Genomic DNA, 16,926 nt, shown 5'->3' on the forward strand with positions numbered 1-16,926 from the left:
GGGCGCCCCATGTCGACCCTGATCCTGTTCCTTCCTCCCCGCGAACGTCTGCGTGCCCAAGGCCAGGCCACGCCCGATGCAGCGGCAGAAACGCGGACGCGCAAGCAAGCGGTCAGCGAGTACGACTATGTCTTGAGCAGCAATGGCCGGCAGGTCAGCGCCGAAGGCCGCGCCGCGCCGTCGGCGCTGCCGCGCGCCGACCAGATCGTGCTGCTGCCGGCCGACCACGACCTGGCCTGGCACCGCGTCAAGCTGCCCAAGGTCGGCCGGGCCCGCTGGCCCATGGCCCTGCCCGGGCTGATGGAAGAAGAGCTGCTGGACGATCCCGAAAGCCTGCATTTCGCCATTGATGCCGAGGCTCAAGGCGGCGAAGAGGCCTGGGTGGCCGTCTGCCCGCGCGCCTGGCTCAGCGAGCATTTGAATGCGCTGGATGCGGCCCAGCTGTTCGTGGACCGCATCGCCCCCGTCAGCTGGCCCGGCCTGCCGGCGCGCGGATTCTTCGAGATTCAGCCCCAGACCGATCAGTTGCTGCTGCACTGGGCCGATGCCGAGGGCGTCAGCAGCGTCCGCCTGGCGGGCAGCTTCGGTCGCCAGCGCTTCGCCATGGGTCAGCAGGCAGACGCCAGCTGGAGCGCCGAGGCCCATGCAGTGCAAGCGGCCGAGCAATGGCTGGAAGCCGCCGTGCCGGTGCAGAGCCGGGCAGAACGCGCCTTGCGTGCCCTGGACAGCAGCTGGAACCTGCGCCAGTTCGAGCTGGCGCCGCGCACACGCGGCCTGCATGCGCTGCGCCAGGCCTATCGCCAGCTGATGCACCGGCAATGGGCGCCGGTGCGCTATGGCCTGGTGGGCCTGCTGCTGGTGCAGCTGCTGGGCCTGAACCTGTGGTCCTGGCAGCAGAACCGCGAGCTGGCGCAATTGCGAGCCGCCGTCGAAGGCGTACTCAAGAGCACCCATCCGCAAGTGCGCGCGGTGCTCGATGCACCGCTGCAGATGCAGCGCGAAACGGAACTCCTGCGCGTGCAGGCCGGCCGTGCGGGCGCGCAGGATCTGGAGTCGCTGCTGTCGGCCGCCGCCACCGCCTGGCCGGCGGATCGCTCGCCCGTCGATGCCGTGAATTTCGAGACCGGCAAGCTGAGCCTCTCCTCGCAGGGCTGGAGCGAGGAGCAGCTGGCCAATTTCCGCCGCCAGCTGCAGGGCGAGGGCTGGCAACTAGAACAGGGTGATGGCCGCATGACGCTGCGCCGTGCCAAGCAAAGCGAGCGCAAGAGCCCATGAGCAGCCCTCTGCACGACGAATCCGCCTCGGCCCTCGGCCAGCGCTGGCAAAGCCTCAGCGCGCCGGCCCGCCTGCAGTGGCAGCAGATGGCACCGCGCGAGCGGGTGGCCGCCCAGCTTGGCCTGGGCGCGCTGGTGCTGCTGCTGGTCTGGCTGCTCTTGCTGGCGCCGGCCCTGCGCACGCTGCAGCAGGCTCCGGCCAAGCGCGCCCAGCTGGAAGCCCAGCTGCAAGAGATGCAGGCCATGGCGCTGGAAGCGCGCGAGCTGCGCGCTCTGGCGCCCGTGCCGGCGCCCCAGGCGCGTGCCGCACTGCAAGCGGCGAGCGATCACCTCGGAAGCAATGCCCGCCTGGTCGTCACCGGCGAGCGCGCCACCTTGAGCCTCAACGGCATCTCGCCCGAGGCCTTGCAGGCCTGGCTGGTCGAGGTGCGCAGTGCCGCACGCGCCCGTCCCGTCGAGGCGCAACTGCAGCGCGGTCCCAAAGGATTCAACGGCAGCATCGTGCTGACCCTGGGCGGGGTGAATCCATGAAGACGGCCAAGGCAAGCGCCTTGCCGAGCCAGCGCCAGCCGCGCCGCTGGGCCCTGACCGGCGGTCTCGTCGGCAGCCTGCTGGCCCTGGTGCTCTTCGCACCGGCCAGCTGGATGGCCGGCCTGGTGGCCGATGCCAGCGAAGGCCATCTGCTGCTGACCGATGCACGCGGCAGCATCTGGTCGGGCTCCGGCGTGCTGGTGCTGAGCGGCGGCCCCGGCAGCCGCGATGCCACGGCCCTGCCCGGCCGCATCGACTGGACACTGGGCCTCAAGGGCCTCGGCTTGGCGCTGCGCGCGCGCCAGGGCTGCTGCATCAATGGCGAGTTGCAGATGCTGGTGCAACCCGGCTTCAGCCGCCTGAGCATCAGCCTGCCCAGCCAGGCGCCGGGCGAGTGGATGGCCCGGTTCCCGGCCGCCTGGCTGGGCGGTCTTGGCACGCCCTGGAACACCATGCAGTTGAACGGCAATGTGCGGCTCAGCGCCCAGGACTTCAAACTCGAAAGGGTGCAGGGCCGCTGGCTGCAATCGGGCCGGCTGGACCTCGACCTGGTCAACCTCTCCTCGCGCATCTCCACACTGGCGCCGCTGGGCAGCTACCGGCTCAGCTTGAGCGGCGAGCAATCAGGCAGCTCGCGCCTGCAGCTGGGCACGCTGGACGGTGCCCTGCTGCTGAACGGCCAGGGCACGCTGGGTGGCGGCGGCAAGGCCCGCTTCCTCGGCGAGGCCACGGCCGCGCCGGGCCGCGAGGCGGCACTGAACAATCTCTTGAACATCATCGGCCGTCGCCAAGGCGCGCGTTCCGTCATTTCGATCGGATGAGCATGAAACTCACCAGCACTCAGAAGCTGCTGCCCACGCTGTTGGCCGCCGCCATCGCCGCACCGACCCTGGCCCAGCCGCTGGTCCAGAACCTCAATGGGCCAGCACCGGTGCCGGCCAAACCAGCGGCCGCGCCCAAGAAGGGTGCCGCCGTCAAGGCCGCGACGCCGGTGACGCTGAACTTCGTCAATGCCGACATCGAGGCGGTGACCCGTGCCATCGGCGTGATGATGGGCCGCCAGTTCATCATCGATCCGCGCGTCAAGGGCACGATCACCGTCTATAGCGAACAGCCGCTGCCGGTGGGCGACGCCTACCTGAACTACCTGGCCGCCCTGCGCGGCCTCGGCTTCACGGTGGTGGAGAGCGGTGGCCTCTACAAGCTGGTGCCCGAGCAGGACGCCAAGCTGCAGACGGGCACGGTCACCGTGGGCGAGACTCGCGTGCGAGGCGACCAGATCATCACGCAGATCTTCAAGCTGCAGCACGAGAACGCCAACAACCTGCTGGCCGCACTGCGCCCCCTGATCAGCCCGAACAACATGATCAATGTGAGCCCGGGCAACAACAGCCTGGTGATCACCGATTACGCCGAGAACCTGCAGCGACTGGCCAAGATCATCGCGGCCATGGACACCAGCAACAGCACCGACATCGAGGTCGTGCCGCTCAAGCATGCGATCGCCTCCGACGTGGCGGGCCTCGTGCAGAAGCTGGGTGAAGGCGGCGCTGCGGGCGGCGCGGCCGTGCCGAACGCGGCAGGCGGTTCATCGCTCAGCGTGCTGGCCGACCCACGCAGCAACTCGCTGATACTGCGCGCCAGCAGCGCGGCACGCCTGATGGCCGCCCGGGCCATGATCGAGAAGCTGGACCAGCCGGGCGACGCCAGCGCCACCGGCAACATCCATGTGGTCTACCTGAAGAACGCCGACGCCACCAAGCTGGCCACGGTGCTGCGCGCCGCCTTCTCGGGCCAGGGCAGCAGCAACACGGGCAGCAACAGCGGCAGCAGCCAGAACACCCAGCCCTTCAGCGGCACCTCGACGACCAGCCTCGCCGGGCAAACGACCAGTGCCACGGGCGCTACCTCCGGCGCGGCCAACACGCCGCTGGCCGCCTCGCCGCAGCCCTCGACCGGCGGCTTCGTGCAGGCCGACCCCTCGACCAATTCGCTGATCATCACGGCCGCCGAGCCGATGTACCGCCAGATCCGCGCCGTCATCGACCAGCTCGACACGCGCCGCGCCCAGGTCTATGTGGAATCCATGGTCGTCAAGGTCGATGCCAGCAAGGCCGCGCAGTTCGGCGTGCAGTGGCAGAACCTGTTCGGCAGCAAGGGCGACTCGACCCTCTCGGGTGCCGGCACGAATTTCGGCGGCGGCTACAGCAACATCCTCAACCTGTCCGGCGCCACGGCTTCGGGCCGGACCGGCGCCGCCGCAGCGCTCACGGCCGGCACCGTGCCGCAGGGCTTCAACATCGGCCTGCTCAAGCAGGTCGGCAACTTCTACACGCTGGGCGCCATCGCCAATTTCCTGGAGTCGCAGACCGGCGCCAACATCCTCTCCACGCCCAACCTCGTGGCGCTGGACAACGAGGAGGCCAAGATCGTGATCGGCCAGAACGTGCCCTTCACCACCGGCAGCTTCACCAACACGGGCACGGGCACCGGCACGGTCAACCCCTTCCAGACCATCGAGCGCAAGGACGTGGGCCTGACGCTCAAGATACGCAGCCAGATCGGCGAAGGCGGCACGGTGCGCATGACCGTGTTCCAGGAGAACTCGTCCGTGGTGCCGGGCGCCACCACCAGTGCCGGCCCGACCACCGACAAGAGCGCGATCGAAACCACCGTGGTCGTGGACGATGGCCAGATCATCGTGCTCGGCGGCCTCTTGAAGGACGAGTACACCGACGGGGCCGACGAGGTGCCCGGCCTGGCCAAGATTCCGCTGATCGGCAACCTGTTCAAGAGCGAGAGCCGCAAGAGGGTGAAGACCAATCTGATGGTCTTCCTGCGCCCGGTGGTGATGCGCAACCAGCAGGCTGCCGACCAGCTGACGCTGGACCGCTACGACGCCATCCGCGCGCTGCAGCAAAAGGCCCAGCCCGAGAGCAAGGCGCTGCTGCCCGACACCGGTGCGCCGCTGCTGCCGGGCACGCCGCCGGCCGCGCCCGCCGCTGCGGCATCGGCCGCCTCGGCACCGCCGGCCAAGGGCAACTGACGCCATGGCCGGCCGACATCCCCTGCCCTATGCCTACGCACGGGCCAAGACCGTGCTGCTGGAGGACATAGACGGCGAGCTGGTGCTGTGGACGCCGCCCGAGGTGGCGCTGTCCACGCTGTCAGAAGTGCAGCGCCTCTATGCCGTGGACCGCTTCGAGCAGCAGCCCGCCGCCGAGCTCGCCGAGCGCATCAGCAGCGCCTATGCGGGCAGCGAGTCCAGCGCGGCGACCGTCGTCGGCGAGGTTGAAAGTGCTGTCGACCTCTCTCGCATGATGCAAGACCTGCCGGCGGTGGAAGACCTGCTGGAGGCCGCCAACGACGCGCCCATCATCCGCATGCTCAATGCGCTCTTGACGCAGGCCGCCAAAGACGGCGCCAGCGACATCCACATCGAGCCCTATGAGCGCGCGTCGGCCGTGCGCTTCCGCGTGGACGGCAGCCTGCGCGAAGTGGTGCAACCGAACCGCGGCCTGCATGCGGCGCTGATCTCGCGCCTGAAGATCATGGCCGAGCTGGACATCGCCGAGAAACGCCTGCCGCAGGACGGCCGCATCTCGCTGCGCATCGGCGGCCGCGCCATTGATGTGCGTGTTTCGACCCTGCCCTCGGCCCATGGCGAGCGCGCCGTGCTGCGCTTGCTGGACAAGAGCGAATCCAAGTTCTCGCTGGAAGGCCTCGGCATGGACGGCCATGTGCTGTCCGAGTTCAAGCGCCTGTGCCAGCAGCCGCATGGCATCGTGCTCGTCACCGGCCCGACTGGCAGCGGCAAGACCACCACGCTCTACGCTGCGCTGCAGACCGTGGACACGGGCACGACCAATGTGCTGACGGTCGAAGACCCGATCGAGTACGAGCTGCCCGGCATCGGCCAGACGCAAGTCAACAGCAAGATCGACCTGACGTTTGCGAAGGCGCTGCGCGCCATCCTGCGCCAGGACCCGGACGTGATCATGATTGGCGAAATCCGCGATTTCGAGACCGCGCAGATTGCCATCCAGGCCTCGCTGACCGGCCACCTGGTGCTGGCCACCTTGCACACGAATGACGCACCCAGCGCCGTCACGCGCTTGACCGACATGGGCGTCGAGCCCTTCCTGCTCAGCTCCAGCCTGCTGGGTGTGCTGGCCCAGCGCCTGGTGCGCAAGCTGTGCCCGGCCTGCCGCCGCCAGGATGGCGAGGGCCGCTGGCATCCGGTCGGCTGCACCGCCTGCAGCATGACCGGCTACAAGGGCCGCACCGGCGTCTACGAGCTGATGGTGGCGGATGCGCAGGTGCAGTCGCTAATCCACAACCGCGCGGCCGAGAGCGAGCTGACCGCCGCCGCCCGCAGCGCCGGCCTGCGTTCGATGCGCGAGGACGGTGAGCGCCTGGTGACAGACGGCACGACCTCGCTGGAAGAAGTGCTGCGCGTGACGCGCGACTAGCCCATGCCCGCATTCAAGTACGAAGCCCTGGACGACAAAGGCCGCAACGCGAGCGGCCTGATCGAGGCCGACACGCCGCGTGCCGCGCGTGCCCAGTTGCGCGCCCAGGGCCTGGTACCCCTGCAAGTGCTGGCCGTGCAACAAAGCAGCGGCGAAAACGGCGGCAGCCGCTGGCAGCGTCGTGTTTTCAATGCCACCAGCCTGGCGGTCTGGACGCGCCAACTGGCCGGCCTGGTTTCCTCCGGCCTGCCCATCGAGCGCGCGCTCACGGCCCTGGCCGATGAAAGCGAAGACCAGCGCCAGGCCGAGCTGCTCGCGCAGCTGAAGGCCGAGGTCAATGCCGGCTCCAGCTTTGCCCGCGCGCTGGCCACCGCGCCGCGCGAGTTCAACGACGTCTACCGCGCCGTGGTCGCCGCCGGCGAGCAGAGCGGCGCCTTGGGCCCGGTGCTGGAGCGCCTGGCCGACGACCTGGAGCAACGCCAGGAGCTGCGCTCCAAGCTGATGGGTGCCATCGCCTACCCGGCCATCGTCAGCTTCTTCGCCCTGGTCATCATCACCTTCCTGGTCACCTATGTGGTGCCGCAAGTGGCCGGCGTGTTCGTTCAGAGCAAGCGCAGCCTGCCGCTGCTGACCACGGTGATGCTCAACATCTCGGCCTTTGTGCGCAGCTGGGGCTGGCTGGTGCTGATCCTGCTGGTACTGGGCCTAACGGCCCTGGTGCTTGCCCTGCGCCAGGCCGCGTTCCGCGAACGCTTCGATGCGCTGCTTCTGCGCCTGCCCCTGATCGGGCGCCTGGCCCGCGGCTACAACGCGGCGCGCTTTGCCGGCACACTGGCCATGCTGGCCGGCGCCGGCGTGCCCATCCTGAAGGCCTTGCAGGCGGCGGCCGAGACGCTGTCCAACGCCGCGATGCGCCGCGATGCAATGGAGGCCCTGGTGCAGGTGCGCGAAGGCGCGCCGCTGGGCGCTGCGATGGCGAGCAAGAAGCGCTTCCCCGGCCTGCTGGCCATGTTTGCGCGGCTCGGCGAACAGACCGGCGCCCTGCCCCAGATGCTGGACCGCGCCGCGCGCCAGCTTGGCATTGAGGTGCAGCGCCGTGCGATGGCCATGGCCACGCTGCTGGAGCCGCTGCTCATCGTCGGCATGGGCGCTGTGGTGATGCTGATCGTGCTGGCCGTGCTGCTGCCCATCATCGAGATGAACTCGATGGCGGGGCGCTGAAGAAACCTATCATCCAGCCATGCCCGCCACGCTCGACGGCCAACTGGTCGTTGCCCTCTCCTCCCGCGCCCTCTTCGATTTCGAGGAGGAGAACCAGGTCTTCGAGGCCGGCGACGACCATGCCTACATGGCCCTGCAGCAGCAGCGCCTGGACGAGCCGGCCAAGCCCGGCGTGGCCTTCTCGCTGGCGCGCAAGCTGCTCGCCTTCAACCAGCCGGGCGAGGCTCAACGGGTCGAGGTGGTGATGCTGTCGCGCAATGACCCGGTCTCGGGCATGCGCGTGTTCCGCTCGGCCAAGGCCCTCGGGCTCGACATCCAGCGCGGCGTGTTCACGCGAGGCCAGAGCCCATGGCGCTACCTGAAGCCGCTGCAGGCCCAGCTCTTTCTCTCGGCCAACGAGGAGGATGTGCGCTCGGCCCTGGCGGCCGGCGTGCCGGCGGCGCGGGTGTTCCCGCAATCGGCCCATGCCTCGGCCGCCCATCCGCACGAGCTTCGCATCGCCTTCGACGGTGACGCCGTGCTGTTCTCCGACGAGGCCGAGCAGGTCTTTCAGCGTGAGGGCCTCGCCGCCTTCCAGCAGCACGAGGTTTCGCGCGCGCAGCAGCCGCTGGGCGCTGGGCCGTTCAAGCCCATGCTGCAGGCCTTGCAGCGGCTGCAGCAGGCGCCGGCTGGCGCGATGCGCGTGCGCACAGCGCTGGTCACCGCGCGCAGCGCGCCGGCCCACGAGCGCGCCCTGCGCACGCTGATGGACTGGCAGGTCGAGGTGGACGAGGCCATGTTCCTCGGCGGCCTGGCCAAGGGCGAGTTTCTGCGTGAGTTCGAGCCCGACTTCTTCTTCGACGACCAGGCCGGCCACATAGAGAGCGCCAGCGCCCATGTGCCGGCCGGCCATGTGGCCGCGGGCGTGACCAACCGCTGAAGCGCGGGACTGGGCCACAATCGCCGGCTGCAAAAATCAGCCGAGGAGACCCATGTCCCATCCGATCCTGAAGCGCGCCCCGCTGGCTCTGGCCGCAGCCCTTGTAGCCATGACGGCCCAAGCCGGCCAGAACGGTTTCTACCGCCAGCCCGCGCTGCGCGGCGACAACGTCTACCTGGTCGCCGAAAGCGATCTGTGGCGGGTGTCGGCCCAGGGCGGCGAAGCCCAGCGCCTGACCACGCACCCGGGCAGCGAGACCCAGCCCGCCGTGTCGCCCGATGGCCAGTGGCTGGCCTTCACCGCGCAGTACGAAGGGGGCAGCGAGGTCTATGTGATGCCGGTGTCGGGCGGCGTGCCCAAGCGCCTGACCTGGGAAGGTGGCGGCATGCGGGTCTGGGGCTTCACGGCCCAGGGCGAGGTGCTCTACACCGGCGTTGATGGCAAGCCGGGCAGCCAGCTGTTTGCCGTCGATCCGAAGACGCTCACGCGTCGCCAGCTGCCAGTGGGCCAGGCCAGCGATGCGGCGCTCAGCGCCGACGGCAAGACGCTCTACTTCACGCGCGCCGGCCTGCGCAGCGACAACGCGCGCCAGTACCGCGGTGGCGCGATCTCGCGCCTGTGGACGCTCGATCTCACCGGCACGGCCGAAGCCAAGCCCCTGCTGGCCGAGGGCAACAACGACCGCCGCGCCATGCCCTACCGCGCGGGCAATGAAGAGCGCGTCGCCTTCCTGTCGGACCGCGATGGCACGGTCAATGTCTGGTCGATCAACGCGCAAGGCCAGGACCTGCGCCAGCACAGCCGCCACAAGGGCTGGGACATCCGCCATGCGTCCATCGACGGCAGCCGCGTGCTTTACGCGCTCGGCGCCGATCTCTACCTGCTCGATCTCGCTGGCGGTGCGGAAGCACGCAAGCTCTCGGTGAGCCTCGGCGGCGACTTCGACCAGCAGCGCGAGCGCTGGATCAAGAAGCCGCAGGACTTCCTCACCGACACCTCGCTCTCGCCCAATGGCGAGCGCGTGCTGCTGGCCAGCCGGGGCCACCTGGCCACGCAGGGCGTGGGCGCACTGCGCCGTGCCGAGTTGCCGACGCCGAACGACGGCCGCTGCAAGAAGGGCGAGTTCAGCGCCGACAGCAAGCAGGTCTACGCGATCTGCGATTTCAGCGGCGAACACGAGATCTGGCGCTTTGCCACCAATGGCCTCGGCAAGCCCGAGCAGATCACCCACGACGGCAGCACGCTGCGCCGCGACCTCAAGGTCTCGCCGGACGGCCGCTACCTCTCGCATGTGGACAAGGAAGGCCGCCTTTTCCTGACCGACCTGAAGGCCCAGCCCAAGCCGGCCACGCGGGTCATCGTCAAGTCCAAGCTCGAGTCCAGCATCGGCGAAGTGGCCTGGGCCAGCGACAGCCGCAGCCTCGCCTTCATCCAGGCGCAGCGCAACGTGGACCGCGGCCAGCTGATGCTCTACAGCGTGGCCGACGACAAGCTGCACCTGCTGACCAGCGACCGCTACGACAGCGATTCGCCGGCCTTCAGCCCGGACGGCCGCTGGCTCTATTTCGTCTCCAACCGCCAGATCGCCATCAGCGGCAACGGCAGCCCCTGGGGTGATCGCAACACGGGCCCCAATTTCGACCGCCGTGCCAAGCTCTACGCGCTGGCGCTGCAGGCCGGCACGCGCTTCCCCTTCGCGGCCAAGGATGAGCTGGAGGCGGCCGAGGTGAAGGCAGATGCGAAGCCAGATGTCAAGGCCGAGGCGAAGGCTGAGAACAAGCCAGATGCCAAGGCTGATGGCAAGACCGACGCCAAGCCCAAGGCTGACAGCAAGCCGGCCATCCAGTTCGACGGCCTGGCTGAGCGCCTGTACGAGCTGCCGGTGGGCAGCGGCAATTACGCGGCCCTGCGCACCGACGGCAAGCGCCTGTGGATGCTGGACGGCGACGGTGAGCGCCGCAACCAGTTGAAGAGCCTGGCCATCGACAACCAGGGCGGCAGCCTCGAGACCCTGGCCAGCGAAGTGCGCGGCTACGAGCTCAGCGGCGACGGCAAGAAGCTGATGCTGGTGCGTGGCAGCGGCCCCATGTCGGCGCCCGACATCCACATCATCGACGCCGGCGCCAAGCTGCCCGGCGAGATGGGCAAGTTCCAGGTGCGCTGGAGCGACTGGCAGATCGCCACCAACCCCAAGGCCGAGTGGAAGCAGATGTTTGCAGACGCCTGGCTGATGCACCGCGAGCACTTCTACGACAAGGCCATGCACGGCGTGGACTGGAAGGCCGTGCGCGCCAAGTACGAGCCGCTGGTGGACCGCGTCACCGACCGTGCCGAACTGGCTGAGCTGATGGCCCAGATGGTCAGCGAGCTCGGTGCCCTGCACAGCCAGGTGAATGCCGGCGATCTGCGCGCCACGCCGGACGAGCCTGGCCTTGCAGGGCTGGGCGCACGGCTGTCCAAGGTGGCCGAGGGCTGGAAGATCGAGCAGATCTACCTGAGCGACCCCGAGCTGCCGAGCGAGGCCGGCCCCCTGGGCGCGCCGGGCCTCGGCCTGAAGGCTGGTGACGTGATCACGGCAGTCAACAACCGCAAGTCGCTTGAAGCGCCGCACATCGCCGAGCTGCTGCGCGGCCAGGCCGGCAAGCAGGTGCTGATCGACGTGAAAACGGCGGCCGACGGCAAGACGGTGCAGCGCATCGTCACGCCGGTGGCCCTGCGCCGTGACGCCGCGCTGCGCTACAACGACTGGCGCTATGGCAATGCCCGCGCCGTGGCGCAGGCCAGCCAGGGCCGCATCGGCTACCTGCACCTGCGCGCCATGGGGCCCGACGACATCGCCGACTTCGCGCGCGAGTTCTATGCCTACAGCGACCGCGAGGGGCTGATCATCGACGTCCGCTACAACAACGGCGGCAACATCGACAGCTGGATCCTCGAGAAGCTGCTGCGCCGTGCCTGGGCCTTCTGGCAGCCGCGCGCACCCGAGGGTGCGGCCGTCTACCCGAACATGCAGCATGTGTTCCGAGGCCATGTGACGGTGCTGGTCAACGAAGACACCTACTCGGATGGCGAGACCTTTGCCGAAGGTTTCAAGCGCCTGGGCCTCGGCCCGGTGATCGGCAAGCAGACCTCGGGCGCCGGCGTCTGGCTGTCGGACGGCAACCGCCTGGTGGACAACGGCATCATGCGTGCCGCCGAGACCGGCCAGATGACAGCGGAAGGCCGCTTCATCATCGAAGGCGTGGGCGTGAAGCCCGACATCGAGGTGGACAACCTGCCGCGCGCCAGCTTCCAGGGGCGCGACGCCCAGCTCGAAGCCGCCATCGCCCAGCTGAAGAAGGCCATGATCGACAAGCCACTGCTGACGCCCAAGCCGGGCGCCTACCCGCGCCCGGTCAAGCCCTGACCCTCGGCCTCTGAAGCACAGGCCCTGCCCCACCCTGGGGCAGGGCCTGTTGCCATTCCAGGTGCATCGCGCACCGCGCCGGGACGGCGAAATGAGCTATTGATGGCAGCCGAATGGCAAACGTTGGCGGCCGTCAATCCGTCAACCCCCTCAAGCCAGTGGGGGCCGATGCAAAACACCAACGCATCCTCGGGCTTCCCCGTGCAAAGTTGTCACAAACAAGGCCTACGCTGCACCCGTCCTTGATCGAGCACGGACCGCGCGACGAGGACTTGCCCGCTGACGTTTTAACGATTGCGTTAGCAAACGTTTGCGGTTCGTTTGACCTCAGTTTTGGATCAACACCATGCAGTTCAAGCCTGCCCTTTTCCTCATCGCCTCGGCTCTGGCCGCCTCCAGCGCCTTCGCCACCCCGATTGCGCAATGGGACTTCAACAACAGCAGCACCAAGCACACGTTCAGCATGAACGGCGCTTCGTTCGCCACGCTGGGGAACATCAGCACCGCCTTCGTCACGGGCTCCGGTTCGACCGACAAGGGCTCGCCCAACAACGCGCTGAACACCTTGACCTATGGCACCGCAACGACCGGCAACATGACCCGCGGCGTGCAGTTCATGATCGACACCAGCGGCTACCAAGACCTGATCTTCAGTTTCGATCAGCGCAACAGCGGCACGGCCTCGGCATGGACCGCCCTGCTCTACACCTTGGACGACGGCGAAACCTGGACCAAGGCCCAGCAGTTCCAGATGACCGGCACGAACTTCGTCAACAACCGCGGCTTCAGCTTTGCCGACATCGACGGCGCGGACAACAACCCGTTCTTCGGCATCCAGTTGGTGGCCATGTTCGCGCCCGGGACCAGCAACTATGTGGGCACCAGCGGCACCTACGGCTCGGGCGGCACGATCCGCTACGACATGGTCACCCTGTCCGGCACCGAGATCCCTGAAGTGATCATCGACGTGCCCGAACCCGGCAGCCTGGCCCTTCTGATGGCCGGCCTCGGAGGCATCGGCGTGGTGTCGCGCCGCCGCCGCTCGAACTGAGCCGCCGCCCACCCAACTTTCATCGAGTGAACCGTGTCGCATCCGAGCGGATGCGTCGCATCAATGCGCCTTCGGCGCACGCAAAGCGAGCAAACGTGAGCACAACATCTTCTCCCCTCAGCATCTTCATGACAGCCCATGGGCTGCGTCTGGCCAGCGTCACCGCGCTGACCCTGGCGCTCTCGGCCTGCGGCGGCGGTGAAACCGCCAAGTCGCAAGCCCAGGCCAGCACGGCCGGCGAGACGCGCGCCACCGCGCAGTCCGCCCACCCCAGCACCAAGTACCCCGACCACTACGAATTCGAGGCCGCGCTGGACGTGCCTTTCATCAGCAGCGACAGCAAGGGCGCTCGCGTCCTGTCCGTGCTGATGGACTACCCCGGTGCGCCCGTGGGCCAATTGCTGGCCTACCGGGTCGAGCTGCTGGGCGCCGACGGCCAGTTGGTCCAGCAATGGGACGGCGTGGAGAGCTACACCGGCAAGTCGCAGGCCGTGCGCCTGACCTGGGCTGGTCGCAGCGGCGAGCAGGCCAAGCTGGCCGACGGCATCTACACAGTCCGCATGACGGCGCTGAGCGCGGACGCGGACCAAGCACCCAAGGCAGGCAGCGCGGCCGCCCAGTTTGAAGCCTTGCGTAACGCGTCCGGCGCCGAACACGCGCCCATCACGCAAAGCTGGCCCCTGTCTCTGGGCAAGGCGCCGCGCGTGGCCATGCCCACGTTCAAGGCACTGCCCCTGGGCAGCGCCACCGACGCCGAAAAGCGCCGCGCCTCGGCCGCCGCCACCAGTGGCGGTTGGCCCTACACGATCTACTACGGCACCTTCCACGGCCAGACCAACGACTCGGACGGCGGCGGCGCCATCGCCACCTGCAGTTCTTCGCAAGCTGCGCAAAGTGGTCAGTACGGCCCTGACGCGGCGTTCCCCTATGCCAAGAATGCCGGTCTGGACTTCCTGGCCAACACCGATCACAACCATTACTTCGACGGCTCCTCCAGCACCAACACGGCTGGCAGCGCCACCGCAGCGCGGGCCCGCTACCAAGCTGGCCTGACGATCGCCAGCAACTACTCGGCCGCCAACCCCAGTTTCCTGGCGCTGTACGGCATGGAATGGGGCGTCATCAACAACGGTGGGCACCTGAACATCTTCAACAGCAACGAGCTGTTCTCGTGGGAGTACAACAGCGCGGGCGAGCTGTTCGGCGACCGCTACACCTCCAAGACGGACTACGCCGCGCTGTACACGACGATGCGCTCGCTGGGACTGGTCGGGCAGTTCAACCATCCGGACAGCACCGGCCAGTTCCTCGCCAACGGCCAAGACCTCGGCTACACGGCAGACGGTGACGAAGTGATGGTGATGGCCGAGATCATGAACACCTCGGCCTTCTCGAACAACACGACCGAAACCGAGACCTCGCGCAGCAGCTACGAACCCACCTACAAGAAGTTGCTGGAGCGCGGCTTCCACGTGGCCCCCGCGACCAATCAGGACAACCACTGCGCCAACTGGGGAGCCTCCTACACCAACCGCACGGCCGTCTTGATCCCCAACGGCACGGCGCTGAGCAAGGCCAGCATGGTCGAGGCCCTGCGCGCACGCCGCGTTTTCGCCACGATGGACAAGTTCTCGCAGGTGGTGCTGAGCGCCAATGGCCACATCATGGGCGAGCGCTTCGACAACACCGGCGCGCTGAACCTGAATGTCGGCTTCGCCAACTCGAATGGCCGCACGGTCGCGCTGACCGAGATCTACGAAGGCGTGCCAGGCCGCAATGGCACGGTGACCGTGCTGAGCAACAGCCCGGCCCTGTCGATCACGCCCAGCCTGGGTCAGCACTTCTATTACGCCAAGCTCACGCAGGACGATGGCAAGGTGCTGTGGTCCGCTCCGCTGTGGGTCAACCAGACCGTGAGCGGTGCTGACACCACGCCGCCGACGGTCAACGCCAGTGTCACCGGCAGCACCGGCATGATCAGCATCGGCGCCACGGCCTCCGACAATGTCGGCGTTGCCAAGGTCGAGTTGTGGCTGGATGGTGGCCTGAAGGCCACGCTGACCAGCGCTCCCTACCAGCTGGACATCGACTCCGCGCTGCTGGCCAACGGCACGCACAGCCTGGTGGCCAAGGCCTTCGACGCCGCCGGAAACAGCACCGCCTCGGCGCCACTGAGCTTTGACGTCAGCAACGTCAGCGCCGGCATGACGGAGACCGAGACCAACAACACGGTGACGACCGCCAACGCCGTTGGCAACCGCACCACCATCACCGGCTTTGTTTCGTCCGCCTCGGACAAGGACTACTTCAGCGTCAACCTAGCACCCAACCAGCGCCTGCGTGTCGACATGGTTGGCCCGGCGGGCATCGACTACGACCTCTACCTGGTGACCAGCACCGGCGCCGGCCTGGCACGCTCGGAAACCGCCACTTCCAGCGAGTCCATGACCTACACCAATGGCACGGCCGCCCGCACGGTCTACATCAAGGTGCAGTCCTACAGCGGATCGAGTGCCACCAAGGCCTACACGCTGACGGTCAGCTACCCCTGAGCCAACTCAGCAATGAGAAGGCCCGGCTCCCGCAAGGGGCCGGGCCCTTTTTGTTGTTGCGTGTTGCTTCGAGCGGGGTTCAGGCAGCGAGCGTGACACGCGCGAACTTGCGCTTGCCGACCTGGGCGACGAACCTGCCCGCCTCCAGCTTGAGGCCCTTGTCGCTGATGGTCACGCCGTCGATCTTGACGCCGCCCTGCTCGATCATCCGCGTGGCCTCGCCACCGGAGGCCACTAGGCCGGCGCCGAGCAGCAGCTTGCCGATCAGCAGCGGCGCACCGGCGAGGCTCACCTCGGGAATCTCATCCGGAATGCCGCCCTTGGCGCGGTTGTTGAAGTCGGCCTCGGCCGCTTCGGCAGCTTCAGCACTGTGGAAGCGCGCCGTGATCTCCTTGGCCAGCATGACCTTGGCGTCCTTCGGGTTGCGACCAGCCTCGACCTCTGCGCGCAGGCTGGCGATCTCGGCCAGGCTCTTGAAGCTCAGGAGCGTGAACCACTTCCACATCAGCACGTCGCTGATCGACAGCACCTTGGCGAACATGGTGTTGGGCGCTTCAGTGATGCCGATGTAGTTGTTCTTGGACTTGGACATCTTGTCCACGCCATCCAGGCCCTCGAGCAGCGGCATGGTCAGGATGCACTGTGGCTCCTGGCCGTATTCCTGCTGCAGGTGGCGGCCCATCAGGAGGTTGAACTTCTGGTCCGTGCCGCCGAGCTCGAGGTCGCTCTTCAGGGCGACCGAGTCATAGCCCTGCATCAGCGGGTACAGGAACTCGTGCACCGAGATCGGGGTCTGCGCTGCGAAGCGCTTGGTGAAATCGTCGCGCTCCATCATGCGGGCGACCGTGTACTTGCTGGCCAGCTGGATCATGCCGGCCGCGCCCAGCGGGTCGCTCCACTCGGAGTTGTAGCGAATCTCCGTACGCGCCGGATCCAGCACCAAACTGGCCTGCTTGTAGTAGGTCTCCGCATTGGCCAGGATCTGTTCCTTGGTCAGCGGCGGGCGGGTGCTGTTGCGGCCGGACGGGTCACCGATCATCGAGGTGAAGTCGCCGATCAGGAAGATCACCTGATGCCCGAGGTCCTGCAGCTGGCGCATCTTGTTCAGCACGACGGTGTGGCCGATGTGGATGTCGGGCGCCGTCGGATCCAGGCCCAGCTTGATGCGCAGCGGCACGCCGGTGGCCTCGCTCTTGGCCAGCTTCTTGAGCCAATCGGCCTCGGGCAGCAACTCGTCGGCACCACGCAGCGACTGCGCCAGGGCCTCGCGCACACGATCGGTCACCGGATGGGCGGGAGCTGCGGGGCTTGTTCGCGATTCGGACATGGGCTGTGTAAAGTTTCCCCTAGCCTGCGCTAAGGTCTTGATTTCTCGGGTTTCCTAGGAATTGACCGAGGTGGGGGCTCGGTATACTCGCGGCTCGCTTTTGGCGCCTGCGGGCTGCCCAGGGCACGCAAATTCTAGTGGACGCGGCCCCAGCGCCCTTCCTGACGCAGACA

11 protein-coding genes are annotated in these 16,926 nt (G+C 67.7%); 10 read left to right on the forward strand and 1 reads right to left on the reverse strand.

Annotation, left to right across the window (positions count from 1 at the left end; genetic code table 11):
* Positions 1-9 precede the first annotated feature (9 nt).
* From gspL to J7U46_RS06755, 10 genes are all read left to right on the forward strand, one after another.
* Positions 10-1,275, forward strand: a complete 1,266-nt coding sequence (gene gspL / locus J7U46_RS06710; RefSeq protein WP_282824042.1) for a type II secretion system protein GspL — start codon at positions 10-12, stop codon at positions 1,273-1,275.
* Positions 1,272-1,805, forward strand: coding sequence for a type II secretion system protein GspM (gspM, locus tag J7U46_RS06715; RefSeq protein ID WP_282824044.1), 534 nt, complete (start codon positions 1,272-1,274; stop codon positions 1,803-1,805). Before gspL ends, gspM begins: the two co-directional genes overlap by 4 nt.
* Positions 1,802-2,626, forward strand: coding sequence for a type II secretion system protein N (gspN, locus tag J7U46_RS06720; RefSeq protein WP_282824046.1), 825 nt, complete (start codon positions 1,802-1,804; stop codon positions 2,624-2,626). The genes gspM and gspN overlap by 4 nt, the downstream gene beginning before the upstream one ends.
* Before the next feature lie 2 nt (positions 2,627-2,628).
* Positions 2,629-4,851, forward strand: coding sequence for a type II secretion system secretin GspD (gene gspD, locus J7U46_RS06725; protein WP_282824048.1), 2,223 nt, complete (start codon positions 2,629-2,631; stop codon positions 4,849-4,851).
* Positions 4,852-4,855: 4 nt separating this feature from the next.
* Positions 4,856-6,277: a type II secretion system ATPase GspE gene (gspE, locus tag J7U46_RS06730; RefSeq protein ID WP_282824050.1), complete on the forward strand. Its 1,422-nt coding sequence runs from the start codon at positions 4,856-4,858 to the stop codon at positions 6,275-6,277.
* A 3-nt stretch (positions 6,278-6,280) separates the two neighbouring features.
* Positions 6,281-7,498 carry a type II secretion system inner membrane protein GspF gene (gene gspF, locus J7U46_RS06735; RefSeq protein ID WP_282824051.1) on the forward strand — a complete coding sequence of 406 codons (1,218 nt, stop codon included), beginning with the start codon at positions 6,281-6,283 and terminating at the stop codon, positions 7,496-7,498.
* A gap of 19 nt (positions 7,499-7,517) precedes the next feature.
* The gene (locus J7U46_RS06740) at positions 7,518-8,417 is read left to right on the forward strand and encodes a 5'-nucleotidase (protein ID WP_282824052.1); all 900 of its coding nucleotides are present in this window, start codon (positions 7,518-7,520) and stop codon (positions 8,415-8,417) included.
* 52 nt (positions 8,418-8,469) lie between these two features.
* Positions 8,470-11,823 (forward strand): S41 family peptidase, encoded by a 3,354-nt coding sequence (locus J7U46_RS06745; RefSeq protein ID WP_282824053.1) that lies wholly within the window; start codon positions 8,470-8,472, stop codon positions 11,821-11,823.
* A 346-nt stretch (positions 11,824-12,169) separates the two neighbouring features.
* A complete protein-coding gene (locus J7U46_RS06750) occupies positions 12,170-12,874 on the forward strand; it encodes a PEP-CTERM sorting domain-containing protein (protein ID WP_282824054.1) in 705 nt (234 codons plus the stop codon).
* Between the two features lie 95 nt (positions 12,875-12,969).
* Entirely contained in the window at positions 12,970-15,426 is a 2,457-nt protein-coding gene (locus J7U46_RS06755) for a CehA/McbA family metallohydrolase (RefSeq protein WP_282824055.1), read from the forward strand.
* Between the two features lie 79 nt (positions 15,427-15,505).
* On the opposite strand, the gene tyrS is transcribed toward J7U46_RS06755, so the two are convergent.
* Complete coding sequence (gene tyrS / locus J7U46_RS06760; protein ID WP_282824056.1) at positions 15,506-16,753, reverse strand: tyrosine--tRNA ligase; 1,248 nt, start codon at positions 16,751-16,753, stop codon at positions 15,506-15,508.
* Positions 16,754-16,926: the final 173 nt, after the last annotated feature.

It is taken from the genome of Pelomonas sp. V22, assembly GCF_030014915.1.
Taxonomy (GTDB): Bacteria; Pseudomonadota; Gammaproteobacteria; order Burkholderiales; family Burkholderiaceae_C; genus JAUASW01.